20 protein-coding genes are annotated in these 21,267 nt (G+C 68.8%); 12 read left to right on the forward strand and 8 right to left on the reverse strand.

Going from position 1 to position 21,267, the window contains the following annotated elements:
• Positions 1 to 24: 24 nt before the first annotated feature.
• Genes glyS through Taqua_RS08180 form a run of 6 tightly spaced genes read right to left on the reverse strand, consistent with a single transcriptional unit; the run spans position 25 to position 7,583 of the window.
• A complete protein-coding gene (gene glyS / locus Taqua_RS08155) occupies positions 25 to 2,148 on the reverse strand; it encodes a glycine--tRNA ligase subunit beta (RefSeq protein ID WP_144326230.1) in 2,124 nt (707 codons plus the stop codon).
• A 2-nt stretch (positions 2,149 to 2,150) separates the two neighbouring features.
• Positions 2,151 to 3,074 (reverse strand): glycine--tRNA ligase subunit alpha, encoded by a 924-nt coding sequence (gene glyQ, locus Taqua_RS08160; protein ID WP_144326206.1) that lies wholly within the window; start codon positions 3,072 to 3,074, stop codon positions 2,151 to 2,153.
• Between the two features lie 12 nt (positions 3,075 to 3,086).
• Positions 3,087 to 4,715: an apolipoprotein N-acyltransferase gene (gene lnt, locus Taqua_RS08165; protein ID WP_144326207.1), complete on the reverse strand. Its 1,629-nt coding sequence runs from the start codon at positions 4,713 to 4,715 to the stop codon at positions 3,087 to 3,089.
• The gene (locus Taqua_RS08170; protein ID WP_144326208.1) at positions 4,712 to 5,584 is read right to left on the reverse strand and encodes a CorC family transporter; all 873 of its coding nucleotides are present in this window, start codon (positions 5,582 to 5,584) and stop codon (positions 4,712 to 4,714) included. The genes lnt and Taqua_RS08170 overlap by 4 nt, the downstream gene beginning before the upstream one ends.
• A gap of 46 nt (positions 5,585 to 5,630) precedes the next feature.
• A complete protein-coding gene (locus Taqua_RS08175) occupies positions 5,631 to 6,872 on the reverse strand; it encodes an AAA family ATPase (protein WP_144326209.1) in 1,242 nt (413 codons plus the stop codon).
• Positions 6,873 to 6,926: 54 nt separating this feature from the next.
• Positions 6,927 to 7,583, reverse strand: a complete 657-nt coding sequence (locus Taqua_RS08180) for a GNAT family N-acetyltransferase (RefSeq protein ID WP_144326210.1) — start codon at positions 7,581 to 7,583, stop codon at positions 6,927 to 6,929.
• A 195-nt stretch (positions 7,584 to 7,778) separates the two neighbouring features.
• Between Taqua_RS08180 and Taqua_RS08185 the strand changes: the two genes are divergently transcribed.
• Genes Taqua_RS08185 through Taqua_RS08195 form a run of 3 tightly spaced genes read left to right on the forward strand, consistent with a single transcriptional unit; the run spans position 7,779 to position 10,893 of the window.
• Positions 7,779 to 9,473 (forward strand): AMP-binding protein, encoded by a 1,695-nt coding sequence (locus tag Taqua_RS08185; RefSeq protein ID WP_144326211.1) that lies wholly within the window; start codon positions 7,779 to 7,781, stop codon positions 9,471 to 9,473.
• 55 nt (positions 9,474 to 9,528) lie between these two features.
• On the forward strand, positions 9,529 to 9,930 hold the full coding sequence (locus Taqua_RS13720; RefSeq protein WP_185969585.1) for a GGDEF domain-containing protein: 402 nt from the start codon (positions 9,529 to 9,531) through the stop codon (positions 9,928 to 9,930).
• Between the two features lie 9 nt (positions 9,931 to 9,939).
• Positions 9,940 to 10,893 carry an MBL fold metallo-hydrolase gene (locus Taqua_RS08195; RefSeq protein ID WP_144326213.1) on the forward strand — a complete coding sequence of 318 codons (954 nt, stop codon included), beginning with the start codon at positions 9,940 to 9,942 and terminating at the stop codon, positions 10,891 to 10,893.
• A 14-nt stretch (positions 10,894 to 10,907) separates the two neighbouring features.
• Here the strand turns inward: Taqua_RS08195 and argC are convergent, their stop codons facing one another.
• Positions 10,908 to 11,828, reverse strand: coding sequence for an N-acetyl-gamma-glutamyl-phosphate reductase (argC, locus tag Taqua_RS08200; RefSeq protein ID WP_144326214.1), 921 nt, complete (start codon positions 11,826 to 11,828; stop codon positions 10,908 to 10,910).
• A 146-nt stretch (positions 11,829 to 11,974) separates the two neighbouring features.
• Between argC and sucC the strand changes: the two genes are divergently transcribed.
• The 3 genes from sucC (at position 11,975) to Taqua_RS08215 (ending at position 14,959) form a co-directional block, all read left to right on the forward strand.
• A complete protein-coding gene (gene sucC / locus Taqua_RS08205; protein ID WP_144326215.1) occupies positions 11,975 to 13,144 on the forward strand; it encodes an ADP-forming succinate--CoA ligase subunit beta in 1,170 nt (389 codons plus the stop codon).
• Positions 13,145 to 13,164: 20 nt separating this feature from the next.
• Positions 13,165 to 14,058 (forward strand): succinate--CoA ligase subunit alpha, encoded by an 894-nt coding sequence (sucD, locus tag Taqua_RS08210; RefSeq protein ID WP_144326216.1) that lies wholly within the window; start codon positions 13,165 to 13,167, stop codon positions 14,056 to 14,058.
• A gap of 103 nt (positions 14,059 to 14,161) precedes the next feature.
• A complete protein-coding gene (locus Taqua_RS08215; RefSeq protein WP_144326217.1) occupies positions 14,162 to 14,959 on the forward strand; it encodes a Stp1/IreP family PP2C-type Ser/Thr phosphatase in 798 nt (265 codons plus the stop codon).
• Between the two features lie 9 nt (positions 14,960 to 14,968).
• Here Taqua_RS08215 and pyrF read toward each other — a convergent pair whose 3' ends face one another.
• A complete protein-coding gene (gene pyrF, locus Taqua_RS08220) occupies positions 14,969 to 15,811 on the reverse strand; it encodes an orotidine-5'-phosphate decarboxylase (protein ID WP_144326218.1) in 843 nt (280 codons plus the stop codon).
• Between the two features lie 32 nt (positions 15,812 to 15,843).
• Between pyrF and Taqua_RS08225 the strand changes: the two genes are divergently transcribed.
• From Taqua_RS08225 to Taqua_RS08250, 6 genes are all read left to right on the forward strand, one after another.
• Positions 15,844 to 17,328, forward strand: a complete 1,485-nt coding sequence (locus tag Taqua_RS08225) for an MFS transporter (RefSeq protein ID WP_246094663.1) — start codon at positions 15,844 to 15,846, stop codon at positions 17,326 to 17,328.
• A gap of 95 nt (positions 17,329 to 17,423) precedes the next feature.
• The gene (locus Taqua_RS08230) at positions 17,424 to 18,455 is read left to right on the forward strand and encodes an ABC transporter substrate-binding protein (RefSeq protein WP_144326219.1); all 1,032 of its coding nucleotides are present in this window, start codon (positions 17,424 to 17,426) and stop codon (positions 18,453 to 18,455) included.
• 1 nt (position 18,456) lies between these two features.
• Entirely contained in the window at positions 18,457 to 19,272 is an 816-nt protein-coding gene (locus Taqua_RS08235) for an ABC transporter ATP-binding protein (RefSeq protein WP_144326220.1), read from the forward strand.
• Between the two features lie 24 nt (positions 19,273 to 19,296).
• Entirely contained in the window at positions 19,297 to 20,124 is an 828-nt protein-coding gene (locus tag Taqua_RS08240; protein WP_068607020.1) for an ABC transporter permease, read from the forward strand.
• 19 nt (positions 20,125 to 20,143) lie between these two features.
• On the forward strand, positions 20,144 to 20,476 hold the full coding sequence (locus Taqua_RS08245) for a DMT family transporter (RefSeq protein WP_144326221.1): 333 nt from the start codon (positions 20,144 to 20,146) through the stop codon (positions 20,474 to 20,476).
• A gap of 10 nt (positions 20,477 to 20,486) precedes the next feature.
• Entirely contained in the window at positions 20,487 to 21,263 is a 777-nt protein-coding gene (locus Taqua_RS08250) for a class II glutamine amidotransferase (RefSeq protein ID WP_144326222.1), read from the forward strand.
• Positions 21,264 to 21,267: the final 4 nt, after the last annotated feature.

The following is a 21,267-nucleotide window of genomic DNA, read 5'->3' on the forward strand; positions in this document are numbered from 1 at the left end:
AGGTTCCCCTTGCAGACCGGCGCCTTACACCGCCAACCGTGCCAGGTCGGCCACGCGGTTCATGGCACGCTGCAGCGCCGCCAACAGCGCCAGTCGGTTGGCACGCAGCGCGGTGTCGTCGGCGTTGACCATGACGCTGTCGAAAAACGCATCGACAGGCGCTTTCAGCGCCGCCAACTGGCGCAGGCTGTCGGTGTAGTCGCCGCGGGCGTAGGCGGCCTCGGCCAGCGGTTGCACGGCCTGCAGCGCCTGGTGCAGCGCCTGCTCGGCGGGTTCGCGCAACAGCGCCACGTCCACCTGCGCGGCCACCGCCGCGGCATCGGCCTTGCGCAGGATGTTGGTGACGCGCTTGTTGGCCGCGGCCAGCGCGTCCGCCTCCGGCAGCGCGGCAAAGGCGCGCACCGCCGCCAGCCGGCGCGGTACCTCGTGCAACAAGGCGGGGCGCAACGCCAGCACGGCGTCCACCTCTTGCGGGCGGTAACCCTGCTCGCGCAGGCTGACGGCCAGCCGGTCGTCGATGAAGTCGCGCAGCGCTGCGCGCGGGTCGCGGATGCGCTCGCCGAAAGCGGCCACCGCGATGTCGAGCAGCTCCGGCAACGGCAGCGGCAGCGCGCGCTCGATCAGCATGCGCACCACCCCCAGCGCGTGGCGGCGCAGCGCGTACGGGTCTTTGTCGCCGCTGGGCAGCTGGCCGATGCCAAACAGGCCGGTGAGCGTTTCCAGTTTGTCGGCCAGTGCCAGCACCACGCCAACGTCGCCGCGCGGCAGCGCGTCGCCCGCAAAGCGGGGCTTGTAGTGGTCTTCGATCGCCTCGGCCACGCGCGGGTCTTCGCCGTCGTGCAGCGCGTAGTAGCGCCCCATCGTGCCTTGCAGCTCGGGGAACTCGCCGACCATGTCGGTCAGCAAGTCGGCCTTGGCTAACAGCGCCGCGCGGTCGGCCAGGCGCACCAGCTCCTCGCCGCCCAGCCTGGCCGCGATGGCGCGCGCAATCGCCCCCACGCGCTCGACCCGCTCGCCCTGTGTGCCCAATTGGTTGTGGTACACCACCTTGGCCAACCCCAGCACGCGCGACTCTAGCGGGCGCTTGCGGTCTTGGTCGAAGAAGAACTTGGCATCGGCCAAGCGTGGGCGCACCACGCGTTCGTTGCCCCCGATGACGGCACTGGGATCGGCCGGCGTGATGTTGCTGACCACCAGGAAGCGGTGCGTCAGGCGCCCCTGCGCGTCCAGCAGCGGGAAGTACTTCTGGTTGGCCTTCATCGTCAGGATCAGGCACTCCTGCGGCACGTCCAGGAAGGCCGGATCGAACTGGCACACCAGCACGTTGGGGCGCTCGACCAGCGCCGTGACTTCGTCCAGCAGCGCGTCGTCATCGATGGGACGGCAGCCGCCCCCCACGCGGGCCGCCGCCGCGGCCAACTGGCGCTGGATCTCGGCGCGGCGCTGCTCGAAGCTGGCCAGAACGGCGCCTTGGCGCGCCAGCGTCTCGGCGTAGGCATCGGCGTGGGGCAGCTCGATCGGGTCGCGCGCGGCTTCGAAGCGGTGCCCGCGCGTGGTACGGCCCGCGCTCAGGCCCAGCGCCTGCACCGGCACAACCTGGTCGCCATGCAACGCCACCAACCCATGCGCCGGGCGCACGAAGTGCACGTTGCGCCAGCCATCGGCCAGCTGGTAGGTCATGACCTTGGGGATGGGCAAGCGGCGCAGCGCTTCGTCCAGGGCCTTTTGCAGCCCCTCGGCCAAGGTGGCGCCGGGCACCACGCTGTCCCAGTACAGCAGCTCGGCTTTGCCGTCGTGCTGGCGTTGCAGCCGCGCCGTCAGCGCCGCGTGGTCGCCGGTGTCCACGCCCAGCGTGGCGAGTTTTTTCAGCAGCGCCGGCGTCGGTTGGCCGTGCGCGTCCAGCCCAACGCTGACCGGCATCAGCTTGAGTTGCACGGCACGGTCCTGGGCACGCGCCGCCACCTCGGTCAGGTGCGCGGCCAGCCGTCGCGGCGTGGCGTAGGTGGTCAGCGCGGCGTCGGCGCCGGCCAGCCCTTGGTCGCGCAGCGCGTCGGCCAGCACCCGACCGAAGGCGGCCCCGAGCTGCGGCAGCGCCTTGGGCGGCAGTTCTTCGACCAGCAGCTCCACCAGCAGGTTGGCGGTGTGGATCGTCATGCCGCGGCCCCCTTCTTGTCGAGTTGCGCCAGCACTTCGTCGGCCCAGGCGCGCGGGGCCATCGGGAAGCCCAGCCGCGCGCGGCTGTCCAGGTAGCTCTGCGCCACGCTGCGCGCCAGGTTGCGAATGCGCCCGATGTAGGCGGCGCGCTCGGTCACGCTGATCGCGCCACGCGCGTCGAGCAGGTTGAAGGTGTGCGCGGCTTTCAGCACTTGTTCGTAGGCCGGCAGGGCCAGTTGCTGCTGCATCAGGTACTGCGCCTGCCGCTCGTGCGCGGCGAAGGCGTCGAACAAAAACGACACGTCGGCGTGCTCGAAGTTGTAGGCCGACTGCTCGACCTCGTTTTGGTGGAACACGTCGCCGTAGGTCAGCCCCGGGGCGTAGACGAGGTCATAGACGTTTTCCACGCCCTGCAGGTACATGGCCAGGCGCTCCAGCCCGTAGGTGATCTCGCCGGTGATGGGGCGGCAGTCGATGCCGCCCACCTGCTGGAAGTAGGTGAACTGCGTCACCTCCATGCCGTTCAGCCAGACCTCCCAGCCCAGACCCCAGGCGCCCAGGGTGGGGTTCTCCCAGTCGTCCTCGACGAAGCGGATGTCATTGGCCTTGAGGTCAAAACCCAACGCCTGCAGGCTGCCCAGGTACAGCTCCAAAATGTTGCTGGGCGCCGGCTTGAGCACGACTTGATACTGGTAGTAGTGCTGCAGCCGGTTGGGGTTGTCGCCGTAGCGGCCGTCCTTGGGGCGGCGGCTGGGCTGGACGTAAGCCGCTTTCCATGGCTCCGGCCCCAACGCACGCAAAAAAGTGGCCGTGTGGCTGGTGCCCGCCCCCACCTCCATGTCGTACGGCTGCAGCAGCGCGCAGCCCTGGGCGTCCCAGTACGCCTGGAGCTTGAGAATGATCTGTTGAAACGTCAGCATAAGCGCCGCATTCTACGGCGCGCGCCGCCGCCCCCCGAACAACCCGGCCAGCCCCCACAACAGCAGCGACGCCAGCAGCACCGGCGCCAAACCCCAGCGCGACGCCCACCGTGCGTACGGCGTCAGGCCGCTTCGCCCTTGCACCACCACATCCAGCACGCCGCGTTGCGCACGCGGCAGCTCGGCCAGCACCCGGCCACGGTGGTCGATGGCGGCGGTGCTGCCGGTGTTGGTGGCGCGCAGCATCGGGCGGCCCAACTCCAGCGCCCGCACACGCGCAATCTGGCGGTGCTGGTCGATGGCCACCGTGTCGCCAAACCACGCGATGTTGCTGACGTTGACCAGCACCGTCGGCGCGCTGGCCGCGTCGGCAAAAGCGGCGGCCAGCTCCTCGCCAAACACATCCTCGTAGCACACGTGCGGGGCGATGCGCTGCCCGGCCCAGACCAGAGGCGGCTGCGGCAGCGCACCGCGGGCAAAATCCCCCAGCGGCATGCGCATCAGGTCCACGAACCAACGAAAACCCGGCGGTATGAACTCGCCAAACGGCACCAGGTGGTGCTTGTCGTAGCGGTACGCGCTCAACGCCGTGGGCAGCTCCGCGTCGTCGGCCGGCAGTGACAGCCCCGGGCGCCAGCCCACCACCGAGTTGGTGTAGCCGCGCTCGAAGCTGCCCAGCGGCAAGCCGATCAGCACCGCTGCATGGCCCTGCCCCACGTGCCCGAGCAAGGCGCGCCAGTAGTGCGCCGGCACGTCCTGCGGCAGCAGCGGAATGGCGGTTTCGGGCGCCACGACCAACCCGCCGGCCAGCCGTTCGTCGGACGCAGCTTGGACGAGTTGCTGGCCGTACCAGCGCAGCGCCACGGCGATGCCGCGCTCAGGGTCGAATTTGTCGTCCTGCGCGATGGCGCCTTGCAGCAGACGAACCGGCAGCGTGCCCGCCGCAGCCGTCGCGTCGGGCAGCCGCTGCTGCACCCACGCGCCCAGGCCGGGCCAACCCCACAGCAGCACGCAAAGCGCCGCTGCGGCCCACCGCCACGCCCCGCGCGCCAGCGCCAGCCACGCCGCCAGCGCCGCCGTGACGAGCCCCAGGCCGTACACTCCCACCCAAGGCGCGGCCCAACCCAACGCGTCCACCTGTGTGTAACCGAGCGCCCCCCAGGGGAAGCCGGTCCACAGCACCCCACGCGCCAGCTCGGCCAGCGTCCACGCCGCGGCCCAAGCCAGCGCCGCCGCCCACGGCGCCAGCGGCCGCCAGCGCCACCAAACCCAGGCGGCCGCCGCGTAGTCCAGCGCCAGAAACAGCGCCAGCGCCGCCACCGCCACCGCGGCCAGCGAACCCGGCATGCCGCCGTACACATGCATCGAGATGTACAGCCACCCAAACGTGGCGGCCAGCCACGCGCTGGCCCACGCCAGCACGCGGGCCAGCACCGCACGGCCGCTGCGCGCCCGCACCACACAGGCCACCGCGCCGGCATGCGCCAGCAGCGCCAGCCAGGCCGCCGGCTCGCCGGGACGCAACCATGGCCCCACCCCCACTGGCCACGGCCACGCCAACGCCCAAGCCTGCAACACCCCCAGCGCGGCGGCCACCGCCAGCACCGCCCCAGCCACCGTGGCGTGCCCGCGCGTGCTCATGCCGACGCGGGCGTGCGCGTCACCTTGAACCAGCGCACTGCGCCACCACGCGCGTGCTGCACGGTCAGCGTCAGGCCTTCGACCTGAAACGTTTCGCCGCGGCGCGGCACGCGGCCCATGGCGTGCGCCACGTAGCCGCCGATGGTTTCGAACTCGCCCTCGGGCAGGTGCACCTGAAACCAGGCGTTGACGCGCTCCAGCGGCGTGTCGCCGCTGACCCGCCATGTCCCATCGGCCAGCGCAAAAATGTCACCGTCGGGTTCGTCGTCGGCGTCAAACTCATCTTCGATGTCACCGACGATTTCTTCCAGCACGTCTTCGATCGTGACCAGCCCTGCGACCCGGCCGAACTCGTCAATGACGATGGCCAGGTGGTTGCGGTTGGCCCGGAAGTCGCGCAGCAAATCGTTGAGCGGCTTGGTCTCGGGCACAAACACCGCCGGACGCAGCAACGCGCGCAGGTTGAGCTCCGGCGCGCGCTGCAGCTTGAGCAGGTCTTTGGCCAGCAAAATGCCAATGATGTTGTCACGCTCGCCGTCGTACACCGGAAAACGCGAATGCCCGGTGTCGATGACGGTGTTGAGCAGCTCCGGGTATGGCGCCTGGATATCCAGCGCGTCCATGCGTGGCGCGGCCACCATGACGTCGCGCGCGGTCATGTCGGCGATGCGCAGCACGCCCTCCAACATCACGCGCGACTCGGCACCGATAACGTCGTTGTCTTCGGCCTCGGCCAGCGCTTCGATCAGCTCGGCGCGCGAGTCAGGCCCCGGGTGCAAAAATTCGACCAGGCGCTGCAAAAACGTGCGCTTGTCATCGTGGCGGCCGCGCACGGGGTCGCGTTCATGGGCAGGTTCAGGGTCAGCCACGGACGGTGGACAGGAGTTGCGATGGGGCAAGCATACACCAGCCCCGTCACATCCCCCACACCCCCACCGTGCGGCTGCCGACTTGCTCGGTGCGCTGCCAGATCTTGTCGTCCCATGGGATACCCGGCCGGCGGTCAAAGACGATCAGGTGCGCCTCATCCGCGCCGCAGTGGTCGGCGTACTGCGCCGTCTGGGCCAGCCCCTCGTGCAGCGTGGCCTCCAGGCTCTTGTGCACGATCTTGAGCTCCAGCACCACCCGCTGCAGCGGCCCCAGCAGCCCCTGCGCTTCGTCGATCGGCCACTCGATCAAGAGGTCGGTGCGCCGCCGCCCCAAGCCATATTCGCGGCTGATGCGCCGACCGCCGTTGACGATGCGCTGCAAAAACGCCTGCAGCAGCAGCTGTGGGCCAGCTTCCTTGTACTGAAAGCGCTCGATCCAGGCGTCGGCGTTTTCGCGGAAGAACTGCTGAAACGCCGCCAGCAGCTTGGGCATGTCGAGCCGGCGCTCAGGCGTGAGGTACCAGGCCTGCTCGTGCGCGATGGTGATTTGCCGCGTCCAGGTCAGCTCGCGCGGGATGACCTCACGGTAGATGCGGTTGGCAATGCGCAGCTGCGGGCGGGTGGTGATGAGGCCAAGGTCAGCCACGTACTCCACGTCGTCGGTGGGCAACGTGTCATCAGAATGCTCGCTGGCCAGCAAGCGGCTGATGACGCGGTGCACACGCTCTTCGCGCACACCGCACAGCACCACGGTTTGCGGAAAAGCCTGCGGGCGCTGCGCGTAGCCGGCGCGGATTTGGCGCAGCAGCGAAATGAGCGTGTCGCCCACCAACGCGTCGACCTCATCGAGCAGCAGCACTGCGGGGTGCGCGGGGTCGAGTTGGCTCCAGTGCGCCAGCAGGCGGGAGAGTTTTTCTTCGGCTTCAATGGCACGGCCCTCGCCACGCAGCAGCCAGTCATCGAGCCGAGCGTCGCCCAGGTAGACCTGGGCGCTGCGGGCGATGGCGCTGCAGGCGGCTTGGATGCCACGCTCGACGTTGCCGCGCGCGGCTTGCGCGGTTTCGATGTTGGCGTACAGCGCCCGGTACCTGCCGTGGGTGTTGAGGTGTTGCATCAGCGCCAGCAGCACGGTGGTTTTACCAGTCTGGCGCGGGGCGTGCAGCACGAAGTAGCGCTGCGCTTCGATCAGCGCTTCGATCTCTTGCAAATCCACCCGCTCCAGCGGATCCAGTAGGTAGTGCAGCTCCGGCTTGCTGGGGCCGGCGGTGTTGAATTGCTTTTCGGCCATGGGGGCAGTGTAGCGCTGCCCTACGCGCAGGGCAGCGCCCGCCGTGGGCAGCCGTCACCCCTGCAGCAGCCGCGCCCACCAGCGCGCCACGCGATGCCATGCTCCTCGCAAGGCCTTCAGACCGTAGTCCGCGCGTGCCACTTCTTCTTGCAGCAACTCGATCAGGTGCGAGTCGAAATCCGCTGGCGGCAGCTCGAGGTGACATTCGCTCTCGCCCGCCTGCTGCACGACGGTGGCGCCGGCTGAGCGGGCAATGTGCAGCATCGGGGCGTTTTCGCTCAGCGCATGGATGTACAGCCGATGCACACCGTGGTTGCGCGCATGCAGGATGGCGCGCGCGAACAACCGGTGTCCATAGCCGCGCCCCCGCGCATGGCGGCTGACGCTGACCCCAAACTCCGCCGCGTCACTGCCCCTTCCGGGGGTGACCATGTAGGCCAGGTGGGCCATCGCGATCAGTTGCAGGCGCCGGTTGAAAATGCCAAACACATCGTCGATGCCGAAGCGGATCGACTCGACGTAACGCCGAATGTGTTCATCCTGCGCCGCGTAGCCAAAGCGCAGGTAGCGGTCGCGTGGCTCCAGCGCCAGCAAGTGGGCCACGATCACGTCGCGGTCATCGGCGCTGAGGGTGCGAATCGGCACACCGGCGTCACGCCGCGGGGGAGCGCTCGGGCGGGCGGTGGCGGGGGCGACAGGCGCAGCGGACATGACCTGGACTATACGCGAAACGCGCCGTAGGGTTAAGGGTTTTCCCTAGTATCCGATCGGCTGGGCGCGGCAACAGCCAGACCAACAACCACCCCAGATGTGCCGCGTGCGACAACTTGTACGGGCATCCCCTAGGCAGCCCGGCCCAGCCAGCGGCCACAATTCCAAGATCCCCTCGCCTTTTGACATGATGCCATGGAAAAAATCTGGCTGCAAAGCTACCCCAGCGGCGTGCCCGCCGACATCGACCCGACCCAATACACCTCGCTGGTGGAGCTGCTGGAGCAGGCGTTTCGGCGCAGCGCGCACGACCCTGTGTCGGTGTGCATGGACCACTGGATGACCTACGGTGAGCTGGACCGCCTCAGCACCGCGCTGGGCGCGTACCTGCAGTCGCTGGGGCTGCCGGCCGGGGCCCGTGTGGCCATCATGCTGCCCAACCTGCCGCAATTCCTGGTCACGATGGCCGCCGTGCTGCGCGCCGGCTACACCTGCGTCAACGTCAACCCACTGTACACCGCTCGCGAACTGGAGCACCAGCTCGACGACAGCGGCGCGCAGGCTATCGTCATCCTGGAAAACTTTGCCCACACGCTGCAGGAAGTCATCGACCGCAGCCCGATAGAGCACGTGGTGGTGGCCAGCTTTGGGGATCTGCTTGGCCCCTGGTACGGCCGTTGGATGACGTTTCTGGTTCGCCACGTGGCCAAGCTGGTGCCGGCGTTCAAGCTGCCGCTGCAGGGCCCGCGCGGACCGCGCACCATCGTGTCGTTCCACCGCGCCTTGCGCCAGGGCGAGGCGCTCACCCTCAAGCCCGCGCAGGTCAACCGCGACAGCATCGCCTTTTTGCAGTACACCGGGGGCACCACCGGCCTGTCCAAAGGCGCGATCCTGACCCACGGCAACATCGTGGCCGCCATTTTGCAGGCCGAAGCGTGGTTCCAGCCCGCACTGGATAAGGTGGGCGATGCGCGGCGCACCAACCACATCATGGCGCTGCCGCTGTACCACATCTTTGCGCTGACGCTAATGCTGCTGGTGATGCGCCAAGGAGCACACGCCACGCTGATCCCCAACCCGCGCGACATCCCCAAATTCGTCGAAGTGCTCAAGAGCCGCCCGTTCCACGTGCTGCCCGCGGTCAACACGCTGTTCAACGGGCTGCTGGCCAACGCACGCTTTCGGCAGCTTGATTTTTCCAACCTCGTGCTGTCGCAGGCCGGGGGCATGGCGGCGTCCGAGGGCACGGCGCGCCAGTGGAAAAAGGTCACCGGCTGCACGATGATCGAGGGCTGGGGGATGAGCGAAACCTGCGCCATCGGCACCAACAACCCGGTCACCGCCACCGAATTTTCGGGCACCATCGGCCTGCCGCTGCCCAGCGTGGAGATCGCCATCAAGGACGACGACGGGCGCGACCTGCCACCGGGCACCGCCGGCGAAATCTGCATCCGCGGCCCCAACGTCATGCGCGGCTACTACAACCGCCCGGACGAAACAGCCAGCGTCTTCACCGCCGACGGCTACATGCGCACGGGCGACATTGGCATCATGGACGAGCGCGGCTACATCCGCATCGTCGACCGCAAGAAGGATATGATCATCGTCTCGGGCTTCAACGTGTACCCCACCGAGATCGACAACGTCGTGTCCACCTGCCCCGGCGTGCTGGAGTGCGCGGCGGTGGGTGTGCCCGACCCCCACTCCGGCGAGGCGGTCAAGCTGTACGTCGTGCGCAGCGACCCCACGCTGACCGAAGAGCAGGTGATGCGCTTTTGCCACGACAACCTCACCGGCTACAAACGCCCGAAATACATCGAATTCCGCGAAGAGCTGCCGAAGAGCAATGTCGGCAAGATCCTGCGCCGCGAGCTGCGCGGCAAGGCTTGATCCGCACGGCCTGCGCGCTACACTGGCGGCACTGGACGCGTTGGATAGGGTGGCCATGGGCGAGCTGGATTTGCGGGCGTTGGTGCTGCTGGGCGCCATCGGGGTGCTGACCTCGGTGGTGTTGCAGCACGTCTCGCGGCAAAACCGTGCGCTGCTGGGCAAGGGTATCGGATTCGTGCTGCTGTCGCAGCAGCGCTTGCAGCAGCACATGCGCGAACTGGCCTCGCACGACAGCCTCACCGGCGCCATGACGCGGGCAGCGTGGTGGAACGCGGCGCTGCACGAGGTGCTGCGCCAGCGGCGTCAGGGGGCGCCGCTGACGCCGCTGATGCTGGACCTGGACCACTTCAAGCGCATCAACGACACGCACGGCCGCGATCGCGTGGTGTGCGCACCCGCCGATGCGCCAGCTCCGCCCGCGGCGACGCCCACGAGCGGTACGGCAGCCACCGCCTGAGCCACCGCGATGCCTAGCCTTGCCCTGCCCCCCGGTGTGCGCGTGCTGGAGCGCGGCTGGTTGTCGGCCAACAACATCGTGTTCGACGGCGCGCACGGCACGGCGCTGGTGGACAGCGGCTACGTCACCCACGCGGCGCAGACGCTGGCGCTGGTCGAGCACGCGCTGGGCGGACGCCCCTTGCAGCGGCTGCTCAACACCCACCTGCACAGCGACCACTGCGGTGGCAACGCCGCGCTGCAGGCACGCTACCCGGGGGTGCACACGGCCATCCCCCCCGGGCAAGCCGAGGCCGTGCGTGTGTGGGACGAAGCGCGCCTGAGCTACCGCGCCACCGGGCAGTGCTGCGCGCGCTTTCGCTTCGACGCCGTGCTGCCACCCGGCTCCACGGTGCCGCTGGGCAACCACGACTGGCAGGTGCACGCCGCCCCCGGGCACGACACCGACGCCGTGATGCTGTTCGAGCCGGACTCACGCACGCTGATCAGCGGCGACGCGCTGTGGCAACACGGCTTTGGCGTGGTCTTTCCGGAGCTGGACGGCGAGCCGGGCTTCGACGCCGTGGCCGCCACGCTCAACGTCATCGAAGCGCTGGCGCCGTGCATCGTCATCCCCGGCCACGGCAGCCCGTTTGGCGACGCCTTGCATCGCGGGCCCGGGCCCGCCGCCCCGGTGGCCGCCGCCCTGGAGGTTGCGCGGCAGCGCCTGCAGGCGTTTCGCGCCGACCCCGCGCGCCACCGTCGCCACGGCCTCAAGGTGCTGCTCAAGTTCAAGCTACTGCAGTGGCAACGTCGCCCGTTGGCCGACGTGCTGGGCTGGGCGCGCGAGGTGCCCTACCTGGTGCGGCTGCACGCCGCTGACGGCGGCCAGCCGCCTTTCGACGTCTGGCTGCGCGGCTTGATCGACGAGCTGTGCGCCAGCGGGGCCGCACGCGTTGCTGCAGGGGTGCTGATCGACGCCTGATGGCCACCGCGGCCTCAGACCCCCAGCATCAAGCGCAGGTTTTGCACCGCCGCGCCGCTGGCGCCTTTGCCCAGGTTGTCCAGCCGCGCCACCAGCACCGCGTGACGGTGTTGCTCGTTGCCGTACACGCGCAGCTCCAGGTGATCCTGCCCCGCCAGCGCGACGGCGTCGAGCTTGCCGTCTTCGCTGGGCGGCAGCACGCGCACCCAGGTGCTGCCGGCGTAGTGCGCCGCCAGCGCCTCGTGCAGGTCTGGCGCCCGCACCGTACCCGGCAGGGTGTCCAGGTGCAGCGGCAGTTGCACCAGCATGCCCTGCGCAAAGTTGCCCACCGACGGCACGAACAGCGGGCGGCGACGCAGGCCGGCGTAGGCCATGATCTCCGGCAGGTGCTTGTGGTTCAGGCCCAGCGCGTACAGCTCGAACGCAGGCGCCTGGCCCGACTCGTAGGCCTCGATCATCGCGCGCCCCCCGCCCGTGTAGCCGCTGACGCTGGGCAGGCACAGCGGGTGGTCGGGCGGCACCAAGCCGGCCTCGACCAACGGTCGGATCAGCGCGATGGCGCCGGTGGCGTAGCAGCCAGGGTTGGCCACACGGTCGGCGTTGCGGATGGCCTCGGCCTGCCCGGGCGCGAGTTCGGCGAAGCCGTACACCCACCCCGGCGCCACCCGGTGCGCGGTGGACGCGTCGATGACGCGCGGCGCGCGCCCGCGGTCGGCGCGCACCGCATCGATCATCGCCACCGACTCGCGCGCCGCATCGTCGTGCAGGCACAGGATGACCAGATCGGCCTGCGCCATCAACGCGCGCTTGGCCTGCGGATCTTTGCGCTGATCGGGCGCGATGGCCAGCAGCTCCAGGCCGGCGATGGCTTGCAGCCGTTGGCGGATCTGCAGCCCGGTGGTGCCGGCCTCGCCGTCGATGAAGATGCGGTGCATGAGAATACCCCCGGGGGAAGCTGCCTTGCGCATGGGCGTACCATCGCGGCGCGCGACGGTGCCCAGGCATGTCAGCGTCGTTTCAGGTTGGTGCAGCGCACCATGATACAGTTTTGCCGTTTGCCCCCCAACGGACCTCGACTCCCATGAAGATTCACGAGTACCAAGGCAAGGACATCTTGCGTCAATACGGTGTGCCGGTGCCGCGTGGCATCCCGGCGTTCACGGTGCAAGAGGCGGTGGAAGCCGCCCAAAAACTGGGCGGCCCGGTGTGGGTCGTCAAGGCCCAGATCCACGCAGGCGGACGTGGCAAAGGCGGTGGTGTCAAGCTCGCGCGCAGCCTCGACGAGGTGCGCGAACTCGCCAGCAAGATGCTGGACATGCAGCTGGTGACGCACCAAACCGGCCCCGAAGGCCAAAAGGTGCGCCGGTTGTACATCGAAGAGGGCGCCGACATCGGCAAGGAGTACTACGTCTCGGTGCTGACCGACCGCGCCACGCAGAAGGTGGCCATGATCGCCTCCAGCGAAGGCGGCATGGACATCGAGGAGGTGGCCGCCAAGACGCCCGACAAAATCGTCAAGATTTTCATCGACCCGCTGGTGGGTCTGACCGATGAGCAAGCACTGCAACTGGCGCAGGGCATCGGTATGGAAGGCCACACGGCCCAGCAAGCGGTGCCGTTGTTCAAAAACCTGTACCGCTGCTACATGGAGACGGACGCCTCGCTGCTCGAGATCAACCCGCTCAACCGCGACAGCAAAGGCAACCTGATCGCGCTGGACGCCAAGTTCAACTTCGACTCCAACGCGCTGTTCCGTCACCCCGAAATCGTGGCGCTGCGCGACCTCGACGAAGAAGACCCGGCCGAGGTCGAGGCCAGCAAATACGACCTGGCCTACATCAGCCTGGACGGCAACATCGGCTGCTTGGTCAACGGCGCCGGTCTGGCCATGGCCACGATGGACACCATCAAGCTGTTTGGCGGTGAACCGGCCAACTTCCTCGACGTCGGCGGCGGCGCCACCACCGAGAAGGTCACCGAGGCCTTCAAGATCATGCTGCGCAACCCCAACGTCAAGGCCATCCTGGTCAACATCTTTGGCGGCATCATGCGCTGCGACGTCATCGCCGAAGGCGTCATCGCCGCGGCACGCGCAGTCGGCCTGAAGGTGCCGCTGGTGGTGCGCATGAAGGGCACCAACGAAGACCTGGGCAAAAAGATGTTGGCCGAATCCGGCCTGCCCATCATCAGCGCCGACACGATGGCCGAAGCGGCGCAAAAGGTGGTCGCCGCGGCCGCTGGGGCCAAGTGAAGCGTTCGGAGTTGCACACCATGTCCATCCTGATCGACAAGAACACCAAGGTCATCACCCAAGGCATCACGGGCAAGACCGGCCAGTTCCACACGCGCATGTGCCGCGACTACGCCAACGGCAAACACTGCTTCGTCGCTGGCGTCAACCCCAAGAAGGCCGGTGAGGACTTCGAGGGCATTCCCATCTACGCCAGCGTGCGCGAAGCCAAGGAAGCCACCGGCGCCACCGTCAGCGTGATTTACGTGCCGCCCGTCGGCGCCGCCGACGCCATTTGGGAGGCGGTCGAAGCCGACCTGGACCTGGTGGTGTGCATCACCGAGGGCATTCCCGTGCGCGACATGCTGATGGTGCGCAACAAGATGAAGGCCAAGGAGGCCGCCGGCGGCAAGAAAACCCTGCTGCTGGGCCCCAACTGCCCGGGCCTGATCACGCCCGACGAGATCAAGATCGGCATCATGCCCGGCCACATCCACCGCAAGGGTCGCATCGGCGTGGTGTCGCGCTCGGGCACGCTGACCTACGAGGCCGTGGCGCAGCTGACCGAGCTGGGCTTGGGCCAAAGCTCGGCGGTAGGCATCGGCGGTGACCCGATCAACGGCCTCAAGCACATCGACGTGATGAAGATGTTCAACGACGACCCCGACACGGACGCCGTCATCATGATCGGTGAAATCGGCGGTCCGGACGAGGCCGAAGCCGCGCGCTGGTGCAAGGACAACATGAAAAAGCCCGTGGTCGGCTTCATCGCTGGCGTCACCGCACCCCCGGGCAAGCGCATGGGCCACGCCGGGGCGCTGATTTCGGGCGGCGCCGACACCGCCGAAGCCAAGCTCGCCATCATGGAGGAGTGCGGCTTCAAGGTCACGCGCAACCCGTCCGAGATGGGCAAGCTGCTGAAAAGCCTGCTGTAAGGCACTGCGCCATGCGCCGGCTGCGCCCCTGTGACAGCCCCGCCGCGGCGGGGCTTGTTGTTGCGGCCGGCTGGCCGGCGCCCACGCTACACTGCGGGCCACGATGCCGACGCCCGCCGCCTTCCTGACGTTCCAGTACGCCTGCGCCTCGGACCCGGGGCGGGTGCGCGACAACAACGAAGACGCCGTGCTGATCGAACCCGCGCTGGGTTTGGTCGTGGTGGCCGATGGCGTGGGGGGCTACAACGCCGGCGAAGTGGCCAGCCGCCTGTGCTGCGACGGCGTGCGCACTGCGCTCATGCATGCGCCCACCGATGCCCCGGCGGCGCAGCGGTTGCAAGACGCCCTTGGCTCAGCCAACCACACGGTGTGGGCGCACGCCCAACAACACCCCGCCCAGCGCGGCATGGCCACGACCGTCGTGGCGGTGCTGCTCAGCCCGAACGCCCACGCGGTGGTGGCGCACGTTGGGGACTCGCGCCTGTACCGGCTGCGCCAGGGGCAGCTGGTGCAGCTGACGCGCGACCATTCGCTGGTGCAGCAGCACATCGACGCCGGCCTGTTGCCACCGGAGCTGGCGCGCGCCGCCGGCTACCGCAACCTGGTCACGCGCGCGGTCGGGGTGGGGCCGATGCTGTGGGCCGACGTGGCCGAGTTCGATCTGGCCGCTGGCGACACCCTGCTGCTGTGCACCGATGGCCTGACCGACGCGCTGGACGACCCTGCCATCGCCGCCGTGTTGCGCGCCCACGGCCCGTTGGACGAGGCCGCGCAGCGCCTTGTGCAAGCGGCCAACGAGGCTGGGGGGCGCGACAACATCTCGGTGGCGCTGGTGCGCTGCAGCCCGGCCGGACCAACACCGCCACAGGCCACGCCCCCGACGCGCCGCTGCGGAGCCTAAGCGGCGGGGTCAGGCCGGCGCCAGCCACAGCGCCGCGCGCGTGCGCTCGGCCTCGGCGCGCGCGACGGTGGCGAAGTCCTCGCCCCCGCTGGCGTACAAAATGGCACGCGACGAGTTGACGACCACCGGCCCGGTGGTGCGGCCTTCGGCATCCCCACGCCAACCGGCGCGCACCGTGGTGGCGGCATCCCCCCCCTGGGCGCCGACGCCGGGGATCAGCAGCGGCACGGTGGGCGCCAGCGCCCGTACACGCTCAATCTCGGACGGGTACGTCGCGCCCACCACCAGGCCCATCTGACCATTGCGGTTCCACGGCCCCTGGGCCAGCGTGGCAATGTGTTCGTACAGCCGCGGCTGGCCCGGCACGTCGGCCAGCCGCTGCGCCTGCAGGTCGTCGCCGCCGGGGTTGCTGGTGCGGCACAGCAAAAACACCCCCTTGCCCGGGTAGCGCAGGTACGGCTCGATGGAATCGAAGCCCATCAACGGCGACAGCGTCACCGCGTCGGCGCCGTAGCGCTCGAACGCCTCGCGCGCGTACTGCTCGGCTGTGCTGCCGATGTCACCACGCTTGGCGTCGAGGATGATCGGCACCTCGGGCGCTGTGACGCGGATGTGCGCCATCAGCCGCTCGAGCTGATCCTCGGCGCCGCAGGCCGCAAAGTAGGCGATCTGCGGCTTGTAGGCACACACCAGGTCGGCGGTGGCGTCCACAATGGCGGCACAAAAATCGTACAGATGCGCCGCGTCGCCGCGCCAGCGGCCCGGCAGCCGACCCGGGTCCGGATCGAGCCCCACGCACAGGCGCGAGCGGTGGCGCGCCTCGGCGCGCAGCAGCATGTCAACAAAGCTCATGCCGGCATTGTAGAAGCCGCTACGATGCCGGTGTGAGCCTGACCAGCGCCCCACCCCCGACCCACCACCCGCCCGGCAGCCTGCAGGCGCTGCGTGCGCGCTACGGGCCGCGCTACCGCTGGCGGTTGCTGCTGTCGGTGATGATCGGTGCGATGGCGGCGTTGGTGTCCTCCACCGTGGTCAACGTCGCCATTCCCGACCTGAGCCACCACTTTCACCTCGGGCAGGATCAGGCGCAATGGGTCACCTCGGGGTTCATGGCAGCATCGGTGGTGGCGATGTTGACCACGCCGTGGATGCTGGCGCGGTTTGGTTTTCGGCGCACCTACGTGCTGTGCATGGCGGTGCTGGTGGCCGGTGGGGTCGTGGGGGGACTGGCCGACCACTACGCGCTGGTGCTGGCCGCGCGGCTGGCCGAAGGGGTGGCTGCCGGCATCGTGCAGCCGATCCCGGCCGTCATCATCCTGCGCGCGTTCGAGCCCCACGAGCAGGGACGCGCCAGCGGGCTGTTCGGCATGGGCGTGGTGCTGGCCCCGGCGCTGGGCCCCAGCGTCGGCGGCGTGCTGGTGCAGGCGCTGGGCTGGCGCTCGATTTTTTTCCTCGTGGTGCCGTTTGGCCTGCTGTCGTGGTGGCTGGCGCGGCGCTACGTGCCGGTGACTGCGCCCGGCGGCGTGCCGGCGCAACCGGGGCTGCCGCTGGACGTGGTCGGGCTGGCGTTGGCCTCGGCGGCCACCCTGGCCATGCTGCTGGGCTTGGCCGGGCTGCACGGCGGGCCACCGGCGCAGGCGGCAACGTTGTTGGTGGCCGCCGCCGCATGGCTGGCCGCGTTCGTGGCTTGGCAACGCCGCCGCGCCCGCCTCGGTTCGCCGCAACCGCTGATGCACCTGGGCGTGTTCACGCACCGCGCGTTTGCCGCCGGCAGCGTGGTGTCGCTGATCTACGGCACGGCCCTGTTTGGATCCACCTACCTGTTTCCGGTGTACCTGCAGCTCGGCCTTGGCCTGCCTGCGGCCTACGTGGGCACGTTGCTGCTCCCGGCGGGGTTGGTGCTGGCGCTGACCATCGCCGTCGTGGGCCGCTTGGCCGACCGCCAGCCAGCCCACCGCTTGGTCACTGTGGGCTTGGCGCTGCTGACGGCCTCATTCGCCGCCTTTGGGCTGGTCGGTCAGGGCACGCCGCTGCTGGTGCTGGCGCTGCTGGCGGTGCTGGGGCGCGTCGGCCTGGGGTTTGTGCTGCCGTCGCTGAACCTGGGGGCGATGCGCGGCCTGCCGGCACCGGCGTTGGCGCAGGGTTCCAGCGCCATCAACGTACTGCGGATGCTGGGCGGCGCCACCGGGGTGAGTGTGTGCGGGGTGTTCCTGGAATGGCGCCTCAGCGCCCACGGCGCCACGCTGGACGCCGGCAGCGCGGCGCTGGCCGATGCCCGGCTGGCCGCGTTTGCCGAGACGTTCGGGCTGCTGACGGCCGTGTGCGCGCTGGCGTTGCTGAGCGCGCGCGCCCTGGCCCCGCGGCGATGACGCCCGACGCCCCACACCGGCTTGACACGACCGTGCGCAGTTTTGCGCTACAGTGTTTGGGTGCCCAAGGCCACCTTCTCGAGGAGACGACCACCATGCAACGACGCCAACTGCTGACCACCGCCGCTGCCCTGACCACGGTGGGCATCAGCCCCTGGGTGCGCGCCCAGGCGCTGGAAAAACCCAAGGTCACGATCGCCGTCGGCGGCAAAAACCTCTTTTACTACCTGCCGCTGACGATTGCCGAGCAGCTCGGCTACTTCAAGGCCGAGGGGCTGGACGTCACCATTGTCGATTTCGCCGGCGGGTCGCGCGCGTTGCAAGCCGTGGTGGGTGGCAGCGCCGACGTGGTCTCGGGCGCCTTCGGGCACACCGTCAACATGCAGGCCAAGGGGCAGCCGATGCGTGCCTTCGTGCTGCAGGGGCAGGCGCCGCAGATCGTGCTGGGCGTCAACCCCAAGACGCTGCCGGGCTTCAAGACGGTGGCCGACCTCAGGGGCAAAAAGGTCGGCGTCACCGCGCCGGGCAGCTCCACGCACATCATGCTGAACTTCGTGCTGGCCAAAGCCGGGCTCAAGCCCAGCGACGTCAGCGTCATCGGCGTCGGTGCCAGCAACGGCGCAGTGGCGGCCATGCGTGCTGGGCAAATCGACGCGATCAGCAACCTGGACCCCGTCATCACACTGCTGCGGCGCTCGGGCGACTTGCAGGTGGTGGTGGACACGCGCAAGCCCGCCGAGGCTGAACAAGTCTTTGGCGGCCCGATGCCGGCGGGCTGCCTGTACGCCCCGGCGGCCTTCGTCGACAAGCACCCCGCCACCGTGCAGGCCCTGACCAACGCCATGGTGCGCGCCAACAAGTGGATCCAGCAAGCCGGCCCGGGCGACATCATCAAGGTCGTGCCTGAGAGCTACCTGCTGGGTGACCGGGCGGTGTACATCGACGGCTTTCTGGCGTCCAAGCCCGCGCTGTCGCCGGACGGGGCGTTCCCGGCCAAGGGGGCGGAAACCGCCTTCCGCGCACTGGGCAGCGTGGACGACAAGCTGGCCGCGGCCAAGCTGGACCTGAACGCCGTCTACACCAACGCCTTCGTGCAAAAGGCCAACGCCAAGTATCCGAAAGGCTGACGTGACGACCCCGGCGATCGAGCTGCAGGACATCGCCTGCACCTTCATCAGCAAGGACGCCCCGGGCCAGCGCTACACGGCGGTCGAGCACGTCTCGCTGACGGTGGGGGCTGGGGAATTCGTCAGCGTCGTCGGCCCCACCGGCTGCGGCAAGAGCACGCTGCTCAACGTCGCCGCGGGGCTGCTGGCCCCCAGCCGGGGCACGGTGCGCATTTTTGGCCAGCCGCTGACGGGCCTGAATGCGCGCGCGGGCTACATGTTCCAGGCCGAGAGCCTGATGCCGTGGCGCACGGCGCTGGGCAATGTGATGGCGGGGCTGGAGTTTCGCGGCATGCCGCCGGCCGAGGCACGCGCACAGGCCGAGGAGTGGCTGCGCCGCGTGGGTCTGGGGGCCTTTGGCGACCGCTATCCGCACCAGATGAGCGGCGGCATGCGCAAGCGTGCCAGCCTCGCGCAGGTGCTGGTGCTCGACCCCGACATCATCCTGATGGACGAGCCGTTCTCGGCGCTGGACATCCAGACCCGGCAGCTGATGGAAAACGAGGTGCTGGCGCTGTGGCAGGCCAAACGCAAGGCGGTGCTGTTCATCACGCACGACCTGGACGAGGCCATCGCGATGAGCGACCGGGTGGTGGTGATGAGCGCCGGGCCGGCCTCGCGCCCGATCGGCGAATTCGCCATCGACATCCCGCGCCCGCGCGACGTGGCCGAGGTGAAGATGACCCCGCGCTTCCTGAAGCTGCACGCCGCCATCTGGGGCGTGCTGCGCGAGGAGGTGCTCAAGGGCTACCAACAGCAACTGCGCCGCGCCGCCTGAGCGTACCCAACCCCGACCCCCGCTATGTGGCAATTGATCAAACCCCGACCGGGCAACCTGCGGCTGTGGCAACTGGGCTTGCTGGTCGCGCTGTTCCTGCTGTGGCACGTGCTGACGCAGCCGGGCCTGATCCCGCCCTTTCTGTTCGACAACGACCGGCAGGCCGCCTTCTTTTTTGGCGAGCCGCTGAAGGTGCTGGAGCGCATCTGGGCCTGGTTCGTGACCGATGCCGATATTTACCGCCACCTGGGCGTGACGCTGGCCGAGACGCTGCTGGCCTTTGGCATCGGCTCGGTGACGGGGCTGGCCGCCGGGCTGTGGCTGGCGCTGTCGCCCATGGCCTCGGCCATCCTGGAGCCCTACATCAAGGCGCTCAACTCCATGCCGCGCATCATCCTGGCGCCGATTTTTGCCGTGTGGTTTGGCCTGGGCATCGGCTCCAAGGTCGCCTTGGGCGTGACCCTGGTGTTCTTCATCGTGTTCTTCAACGTCTACCAAGGCGTGCGGGAGGTCAGCCCGGTCATCCTGGCCAATGCGCGCATGCTGGGTGCTGCGCCCAAGCAGTTGCTGCGCCACGTCTATCTGCCCAGCGCCACGAGCTGGGTGTTCAGCTCGCTGCACACCAGCGTGGGCTTGGCCTTCGTCGGCGCGGTGGTGGGCGAATATTTGGGCTCCAGCCAGGGCGTGGGCTACCTGATCCTGCAGGCCGAGGGCACCTTCGACATCAACACCGTCATGGCCGGCATCCTGGTGCTGACGGCCTTTGCGCTGGTGCTGGACGGACTGGTCGGCCGCATCGAGCGCAGATTGCTCACCTGGCAGCCCAAGGCGGGCGAGACCGAAAAGCTGTAACGCTTGGGAACGGGAAGCGATGAACCCGTGGCTGCTGCTGGCGCTGGCCATCGTCGCGGAGGTGGTGGGCACGAGCGCGCTCAAAGCCAGCGACGGCTTCACGCGGCTGCTGCCGTCGGTCGTGGTCGTCGTGGGCTATGTCGTATCGTTCTACTGCCTATCGCTGGTGCTGCGCCACATTCCAGTGGGCATCACCTACGCGGTGTGGTCGGGGCTGGGCATCGTGCTGATCACGCTGACGGCCTTCGTCCTGTACGGCCAGCGCATCGATTTGGCGGGTTGGATCGGCATGGGGCTGATCATCGCCGGCGTGCTCGTACTCAACCTGTTCTCGCGCGCCTCGGCGCATTGAGCACGGGGCCATGTGTCAGCTGCTCGGCCTCAACTGCGCGACACCGACGGATGCGGTGTTCAGCTTCACGGGATTTCGTCGGCGCGGCGGTGCCACCGACACCCATGCCGACGGCTGGGGGGTGGCCTTTTTCGAAGGCCGGGGGGTACGGCTGTTCATCGACCCGGATGCGGCAGCCCGCTCGCCGATGGCGGACTTTCTGCAGCGCTACCCGATCCGCAGCCGCAACGTGATCGCCCATGTGCGCAAGGCAACCACCGGCGCGGTGGCGCTGGAAAACACCCACCCTTTCATGCGCGAGCTGTGGGGACGCTACTGGGTGTTTGCGCACAACGGCGACCTGCACGGCCACCAGCCCAAGCTGCACCGCCACTTCCGCCCGGTGGGCGACACCGACAGTGAGCGCGCCTTTTGCTGGCTGCTGCAGGAGCTGGACAAATCGCACGCCAGTCTGCCGCCGGTGCCGGAGCTGACCGCGACGCTGCGCGAGCTGATCCCGCACATCAGCCGCCACGGCACGTTCAACTTTCTGCTGTCGTGCGGCGATGCCATGTGGGCCCACTGCAGCACGCATTTGCACTACCGGGTGCGGGATTACCCGTTTTCTCGCGCCACACTGGCCGACGAAGACTGGACGATCGACTTTTCCACCGTCACCCAACCGGGCGACCGCGTGGCGGTGATCGTCACCACCCCGCTGACGAGGGACGAGGTCTGGATTCCGTTCGCCCCAGGGGAACTGCGCGTGTTCGTCGATGGCGCCCCGATGACCGACACGGGCACCTGAACGC

Source organism: Tepidimonas aquatica (assembly GCF_007556585.1).
GTDB lineage: Bacteria > Pseudomonadota > Gammaproteobacteria > Burkholderiales > Burkholderiaceae_C > Tepidimonas > Tepidimonas aquatica.